The organism is Roseomonas sp. TAS13 (assembly GCF_001950415.1).
Classification (GTDB): Bacteria; Pseudomonadota; Alphaproteobacteria; order Acetobacterales; family Acetobacteraceae; genus Roseomonas; species Roseomonas mucosa.
In genome coordinates this window covers 1-6,396 of sequence record NZ_BDLP01000253.1, presented here as the reverse complement: position 1 = coordinate 6,396, position 6,396 = coordinate 1, and the positions used below count along the sequence as shown (strand labels likewise).

7 protein-coding genes and 1 pseudogene are annotated in these 6,396 nt (G+C 70.5%); all 8 read left to right on the top strand.

Features of this window, described 5'->3' with window-relative positions; translation table 11 throughout:
- Positions 1-506 precede the first annotated feature (506 nt).
- The gene (locus ROTAS13_RS17135; RefSeq protein WP_019462930.1) at positions 507-1,844 is read left to right on the top strand and encodes an MFS transporter; all 1,338 of its coding nucleotides are present in this window, start codon (positions 507-509) and stop codon (positions 1,842-1,844) included.
- A gap of 45 nt (positions 1,845-1,889) precedes the next feature.
- On the top strand, positions 1,890-2,300 hold the full coding sequence (locus ROTAS13_RS17130) for a winged helix-turn-helix domain-containing protein (protein WP_369923590.1): 411 nt from the start codon (positions 1,890-1,892) through the stop codon (positions 2,298-2,300).
- Positions 2,301-2,445: 145 nt separating this feature from the next.
- The gene (locus ROTAS13_RS17125; protein WP_019462928.1) at positions 2,446-2,877 is read left to right on the top strand and encodes a PRC-barrel domain-containing protein; all 432 of its coding nucleotides are present in this window, start codon (positions 2,446-2,448) and stop codon (positions 2,875-2,877) included.
- A 186-nt stretch (positions 2,878-3,063) separates the two neighbouring features.
- A complete protein-coding gene (gene dapB / locus ROTAS13_RS17120) occupies positions 3,064-3,855 on the top strand; it encodes a 4-hydroxy-tetrahydrodipicolinate reductase (protein WP_075822939.1) in 792 nt (263 codons plus the stop codon).
- A 150-nt stretch (positions 3,856-4,005) separates the two neighbouring features.
- The gene (sppA, locus tag ROTAS13_RS17115) at positions 4,006-4,932 is read left to right on the top strand and encodes a signal peptide peptidase SppA (protein ID WP_019462926.1); all 927 of its coding nucleotides are present in this window, start codon (positions 4,006-4,008) and stop codon (positions 4,930-4,932) included.
- A 25-nt stretch (positions 4,933-4,957) separates the two neighbouring features.
- Positions 4,958-5,284, top strand: coding sequence for an integration host factor subunit beta (gene ihfB, locus ROTAS13_RS17110; protein WP_019462925.1), 327 nt, complete (start codon positions 4,958-4,960; stop codon positions 5,282-5,284).
- Positions 5,285-5,526: 242 nt separating this feature from the next.
- Positions 5,527-5,883, top strand: a complete 357-nt coding sequence (locus tag ROTAS13_RS17105; RefSeq protein WP_226945968.1) for a LapA family protein — start codon at positions 5,527-5,529, stop codon at positions 5,881-5,883.
- A gap of 150 nt (positions 5,884-6,033) precedes the next feature.
- Positions 6,034-6,366 (top strand): annotated as a pseudogene (locus ROTAS13_RS17100) (orotidine 5'-phosphate decarboxylase / HUMPS family protein); the annotation flags it as partial.
- Positions 6,367-6,396 lie beyond the last annotated feature (30 nt).

Genomic DNA, 6,396 nt, shown 5'->3' with positions numbered 1-6,396 from the left:
GCGCGCCCTGGCCCTCCACGCCCTGCAGCCGGGCGGCGAGCCGCGGGTGGTGGAGCCGGCCACGCTGCCCGAGGCCGGGCTCTGACCGGCCCCGCCTGAACCGCGGCGTCGCGCCTGTTTCCGCTCCCCGGGGGAGGCGCCGCCCGCCCCCGGAACCCCTGTCGCCGGGGGCGTGGTATTTTCCTCCAGTCCCCGCCTGGGATTGGCCCGGGGTGGCGGGACTGCTGCGCCCCGATCCCGGCAAGGCGGCGGACCAACGGGGCCCTTTTCGAACCTTGTCCCGGCGTGACACCCGCCTGACAGATCCGTCACATAATCCCGGATGCCTCCCAACTCTGCTATCTGATATAGTAGCTTCGCTGCTGCGGAGATAAGCCCCGGACAGGGTGTCACGAAGGGCGGCGGTCGAGCCTGGACCGCGTGCAGCGCGTCCCGCGCGCGAATGGAACAAGTGAGCGATACCCCGGCCGCCAAGGCCGGGATTCCCGAAAAGCCGGAGGAAACCGATGTCGTCTGCTCTCGCGGCCGAAGGGACGCGTGTCGGCCGGGTGCGTTTCAGCATCGTGGCCATGCTCTTCGCGGTCACCATCGTGAACTATGCCGACCGCGCCACCCTGGCCATCGCCGGCCCCGTTCTGTCCAAGGACCTGGGCCTCAGCGCCGTGGAGATGGGCTTCGTCTTCTCCGCCTTCGGCTGGTCCTACGTGATCGGGCAGATCCCCGGCGGCTGGCTTCTCGATCGCTTCGGCTCGAAGAAAGTCTATTTCTTCAGCATCTTCATCTGGTCGCTCTTCACCCTGCTGCAGGGAGAGGTGGCCGTGGTCGGCCTCGCCGCGGCGGCCTATGCCCTCTTCGTGCTGCGCCTGCTGGTCGGCTTCGCGGAGGCACCGTCCTTTCCGGCCAACGGGCGCATCGTGGCCGCCTGGTTCCCGGCCAGGGAGCGCGGCACCGCATCGGCCATCTTCAACTCGGCGCAGTACTTCGCCACGGTGCTCTTCGCCCCGATCATGGGCTGGCTGACCTTCACCTACGGCTGGCCCTCCGTCTTCTACTTCATGGGCTTCCTCGGCATCCTGGTCAGCTTCGTCTGGCTGAAGGTGATCTACGATCCCAAGGATCACCCGCGCATCACCCAGGGTGAGCTGCGCTACCTGGAGGAAGGCGGCGCGCTGGTGAACATGGACCAGCCCGCGAAGGCCGGCGACCAGGCCAGGGCCGCGACCTTCCGCTGGTCCTACCTCGCGGACCTTGTCAGCAACCGGATGATGCTCGGCATCTATCTGGGCCAGTTCTGCATCAACGCGCTGACCTACTTCTTCATCACCTGGTTTCCCGTCTATCTCGTGCAGCAGCGCGGCATGTCGATCATGAATGCCGGCTTCGTCGCCTCCATCCCGGCGATCTGCGGCTTCCTCGGCGGCGTGCTGGGCGGCGTCTGGTCGGATTCCCTGCTGCGGCGCGGCCACTCGCTGACCGTGGCGCGCAAGGTGCCGATCGTCGCGGGCATGCTGCTGTCGATGAGCATGGTGATCTGCAACTACACCGACGAGCAGTGGCTGGTGGTGCTGATCATGGCGCTCGCCTTCTTCGGCAAGGGCATCGGCGCGCTGGGCTGGGCGGTGATCTCCGACACCGCGCCGCGCCAGATCGCGGGCGTCAGCGGCGGGCTGTTCAACATGTTCGGCAACATCTCCTCGATCACCACGCCGATCGTGATCGGCTATATCATCCAGACCACCGGCTCCTTCAACGGCGCCCTGGTCTTCGTCGGTGCCAACGCGCTGGTGGCGATGCTCAGCTACCTCGTCATCGTCGGACCGATCCGGCGCATGGAGCTGCGCTGAGCGGCCGGATTGCCCGATGCCGGTGCGCGTGATGGGATGCCCGGCATGGCACGGCGCAGGACAGCGGCGATATCCGGCGACCCGGCCGGGGAGCAAGCCGGGCCGGGGCTGAGCATCCGCCTCGACCCCGCCCCCGGGCTCCGCATCGGGCCGGGGAAGGTACGGCTGCTGGAGGAGATCGGCCGCAACGGCTCGATCTCGGCCGCCGGTCGGGCGCTGGGCATGTCCTACCGCCGTGCCTGGGAGCTGGTGGAGGACCTCAACCGGGGCCTGGGCCGGCCCGTGGTGGAGACGGCGGCCGGCGGGGCCGGCGGCGGCGGCACGCGGCTGACCCGGCTCGGCGAAAGGGTGATCCGCGAGTACCGATCCATCGAGGCAGAGGCCCATGCGGCCGCCCTGCCGCGCCTCCTGGCCCTGCTCCGGCCCGAGGAGGACGGGGAGCCCGGCGGGGCCTGATGGGGCCACCCCCTGGCTACCCCCTGGCCACCCCCTGGCCACCTGGCGGCAACCCGTGGCGCGGCGGATTCGTTTTCCTTCCACCACGGTGCTCCGCAAGCATCGTGACCCCTTATCGGCGAACGACCATGCGGAAGGAAACAGGATGAGCACCACGATCGGCGACCCCAACCTCTCCGGCATCCCCGCCGTGAGCACGCCGGCGAGCCCGGAAGGCGACGTGCCGAACCGCCTGATCTCGGCCAGCAAGGTCGAGGGCACGGCCGTCTACAACCGCGAGGGCGAGCGCCTCGGCACCGTCGAGGACGTCATGCTCGACAAGGTCAGCGGCAAGGTGGCCTTCGCGGTAATGAGCTTTGGAGGCTTCCTCGGCATCGGCGAGAAGTACCACCCGCTGCCCTGGTCCACCCTGACCTACGACACCGCCCAGGGCGGCTATGTCGTGGACATGACGCGGGAACAGTTGCAGTCCGCACCTTCCTACGGGGCGGATGAAGGCATCGACTTCAACGACGATGCCTATGGGCGTCGGGTCTACGACTACTACAAGGCACCCTACTGGAACGCCGGCTTCTGAACGGCGATCCGGTCCGGTGGCTGGAAAGGGGGCGGAGGAAACTCCGCCCTTCTTCATGCCGGCCTTTCCGCGGAATGATGGCTGCGCCCGCTGCGCTCGCCGGGCCGGCGATGGACGCCGCCCCTGATCTGTTGCATGGGCCGGCGCCGGGCGAACCGCGCCCGGATGGGACAAGGCAGGGATGTGATGGCAGCAGCGGAGACGAGCCAGGTGGCGGCACGGATTGGGATCCTGGGGATCGCGGGCCGCATGGGTGTCCTGCTGGCCGAGGAAAGCGCGAAGGCCGGTGCCATTGTCTCCGGTGGCACGCGCCGTTCCGGCGAGGTCGGGCCCTACCGCATCTTCCCCGATGCCGCTTCCCTCTGCGCAAACAGCGACGTGGTGATCGACTTCACCCGCGCGGAGGCCGTGGAGGCGCACCTCGCCGCCGCGATAGCGGCGAAGCAGCCCCTGGTGCTGGGCACCTCCGGCCTTTCCGCGGTGCAGGAAGCCGCCGTGGCCGAGGCGGCGACACAGATCCCCATCGTCTATGCGGCCAATTTCGCGCCGGGCGTGAACCTGCTTTTCGCCCTGGCCGAGCGCATGGCGGCGGCGCTGCCACCGGAGCAGTACGATGCCGAGATCGTCGAGATGCACCATCGCCAGAAGGTGGACGCCCCCTCCGGCACGGCGGTGGCGCTCGGCCGTGCCGTGGCGCGCGGGCGCGGCACCACGCTGGAAAAGGCAGGCACCGAGAGCGGCCGCGATGGCCATACCGGCCCGCGCCGCACCGGCGCCATCGGCTTCGCCGCCTTGCGCGGTGGGCAGGTGGTGGGGGAGCACACGCTCCTCTTCGCCGCCGGCACCGAGCAGATCGCCCTGACCCACCGCTCCTTCGACCGCCGCGTCTATGCCACCGGCGCGGTGCGGGCAGCGCTCTGGCTCCTGGGCCAGTCCCCGGGCCTTTACGACATGAAGCACGTGCTGGGCATGGGCTGATCCGGCGGGTTCCAGGGGCGTTGCGCTTCGTGGTTGGCCGCCGGGGGAGAGGCTCCGCCTCTCGCCCCGGGGACAGAGCGACGCAGGAAGTGATGCGTGACCGCCGACGGGATTTGACCCGGCGCCGGCGGGACGGCATGAGCCTTCACCATGTCCCTCGACCCTGATGCCCTGATCGACCGGCGCCGCCTGAAGCGGAGCAGGGCGCTGTGGCGCGGCGGCGCCGTGCTGGCGGCCCTGGCGCTCCTGGCCGTGCTCTTCGCGCCCCGGGACATGGAGGGGTTCGGCACCGGCTCGCCCGTGGCGCGGCTGGTGGTCAGCGGCACGATCACCGACGACCGCGACGTCGTCCGGGCGGTGGACCGCGCGGCGGAACGGGCCGGGACGCGTGCCTTGCTGCTGTCCATCGACAGCCCCGGCGGCACGGTGGCGGGGGGCGAGGCGCTGTATTCGGCGCTCATGCGCTTCCGCGAATCCGGCAAGCCGGTGGTGGCGGTGATGGGCGGCACGGCGGCCTCGGCGGCCTACATGGTCGCCATGCCGTCGGAGCGCATCTTCGCGCGCGATGCCACGCTCACCGGCTCGATCGGGGTGCTGCTGCAGAGCTTCAACGTGAACCAGCTGATGGACACGCTGGGGGTGAAGGCGGAGACGCTGACCTCCGGCCCGCTGAAGGCGCAGCCCAGCCCCTTCTCGCCGCTGACCGAGCAGGGGCGGGAGGTGCTGCTGGGCGTGGTGGCGGATATCCAGTCGCGCTTCGTGGAGATGGTGGCCAAGGGCCGCAACCTGCCGGAAGCGCGGGTGCGGGAGCTGGCGGACGGGCGAATCTACACCGGGCGGCAGGCTTTGGCCCTCGGCCTGGTGGATGCCATCGGCGGCGAGCGCGAGGCCCGGGCCTGGCTGAAGGAGAAGCACGGCATCCCGGAAACGCCCGAGGCGCGTGACCTGGATACAACGGGACGGCGTGGACTGTCGCGCTACGTCACCTCCTTCGCGAAAAGCCTTGTTTCCGAAGGGCTTGCATCGATCGGGATCGTTGACGGCGCCCTGGCGCTTTGGCAGCCTGCCGCACGCTGACCGGCTGCGGGGGGTTTTGGACGGGATGACCAGATCGGAGTTGATCGCCGCGCTGGCCGCGGCGAACCCTCATCTGCGCCAGCCCGATGTGGAACTGATCGTGGCCACCATCCTGGAGGAAATCTCCGCCGCCCTGGCACGGGGCGACCGGGTGGAGTTGCGCGGTTTCGGCGCCTTCACCGCCAAGCGCCGCGATCCCCGGACCGGCCGCAACCCCCGCACCGGCGAGGCGGTGGAGGTCACCGGCAAGGCGGTCCCCTATTTCAAGCCGGGCAAGGAGTTGCGGGAACGGGTCAATGGCGGCCCGTTGCAGAGCCGGGGCGGCAAGGAACGCCCGGTCGCCGGGGACTGAGGCGCGGTCACGGGCGCGGGTCGCGGAACCGCCAGGGCGCGTGGCCGCAGGCCCGGCCAGGCGGAGCCGGAAGGCGGCCCCCGGGGTGCCCCCGGCACCCCTCGTTCCCGGCACTTTCCTGGCAGCGGAGCCGGCCTCTCCCCGTTTTGCCCTTCCGGACGCTCCGAGGGCCTTGCCCCTGCGGCCCAAGGGGGGCACTTCTCCGGAAGCCTGGGGATCGGCGGGGCTGAAACAGAAGCGGAGTGACGAAGACGATGTGGCGCTGGCTGTTGATCGGGCCCCTTTTGCTTGTCCTGGTGCTGTTCGCCCTGTCGAACACGGCGCCGGTCCCTGTCCGTTTCTGGCCCTTCGACCTCGCCTGGGAAACGCCGCTCGCCGTCGCGGTGCTGTCGGTTTCCGCCTTCGCCTTCCTGCTGGGCGCGCTGGTGACCTGGATGGCCTCGCTGGGCGCCCGCCGGCGGGCGCGGCGCCTGGCCCAGACGGTGCGACAGCTCGAATCGGAACTGGCGCAGCTGCGGGCCCAGGTGGTGCGGCAGGTGCCGGAGGGCGGCGAGGCGATGGGACGCCGCCCCGCCAAGGTTGCGCTACCGGCCCCCTGAGCGAGCCCCTATAACCCCGGCAGCCGGCCGGGCCGGAGCGGACCTGCTTCCGCACCGCGCGATCCGGCCGGCTTCTTCCTTCGCCTCCCGCCCATGCCCGCCCCGAGGCAAGGGGCGACCCAGACCCGTCCCGTTGCCCCCGAGGTGCCTATGCCCCTGATCGCCCGCCCCCGCCCCGGCCGGAAGCAACTGATCGTGGCCATCGACACGCCCGACCCGGCGAAGGCCGCCAGCCTGGCGCGGCACCTTTCGCCCGAGGTGGGGCTGCTGAAGCTCGGGCTGGAGTTCTTCGTGGCTGCCGGACCCGGCGCGGTGCGCGACGTGGCCGGGGAGATGCCGGTCTTCCTGGACCTCAAGCTGCACGACATCCCCAACACCGTGGCCGGCGCGGTCCGCTCGGCCTGTGCGGTGCGGCCAGCCATGCTGACCATCCACGCGGCGGGCGGGGCGGCCATGGTGGCGGCAGCGCGGCGGGCGGCGGAGGCTGTCTCTTGATCACAAGTCTCGACGTCG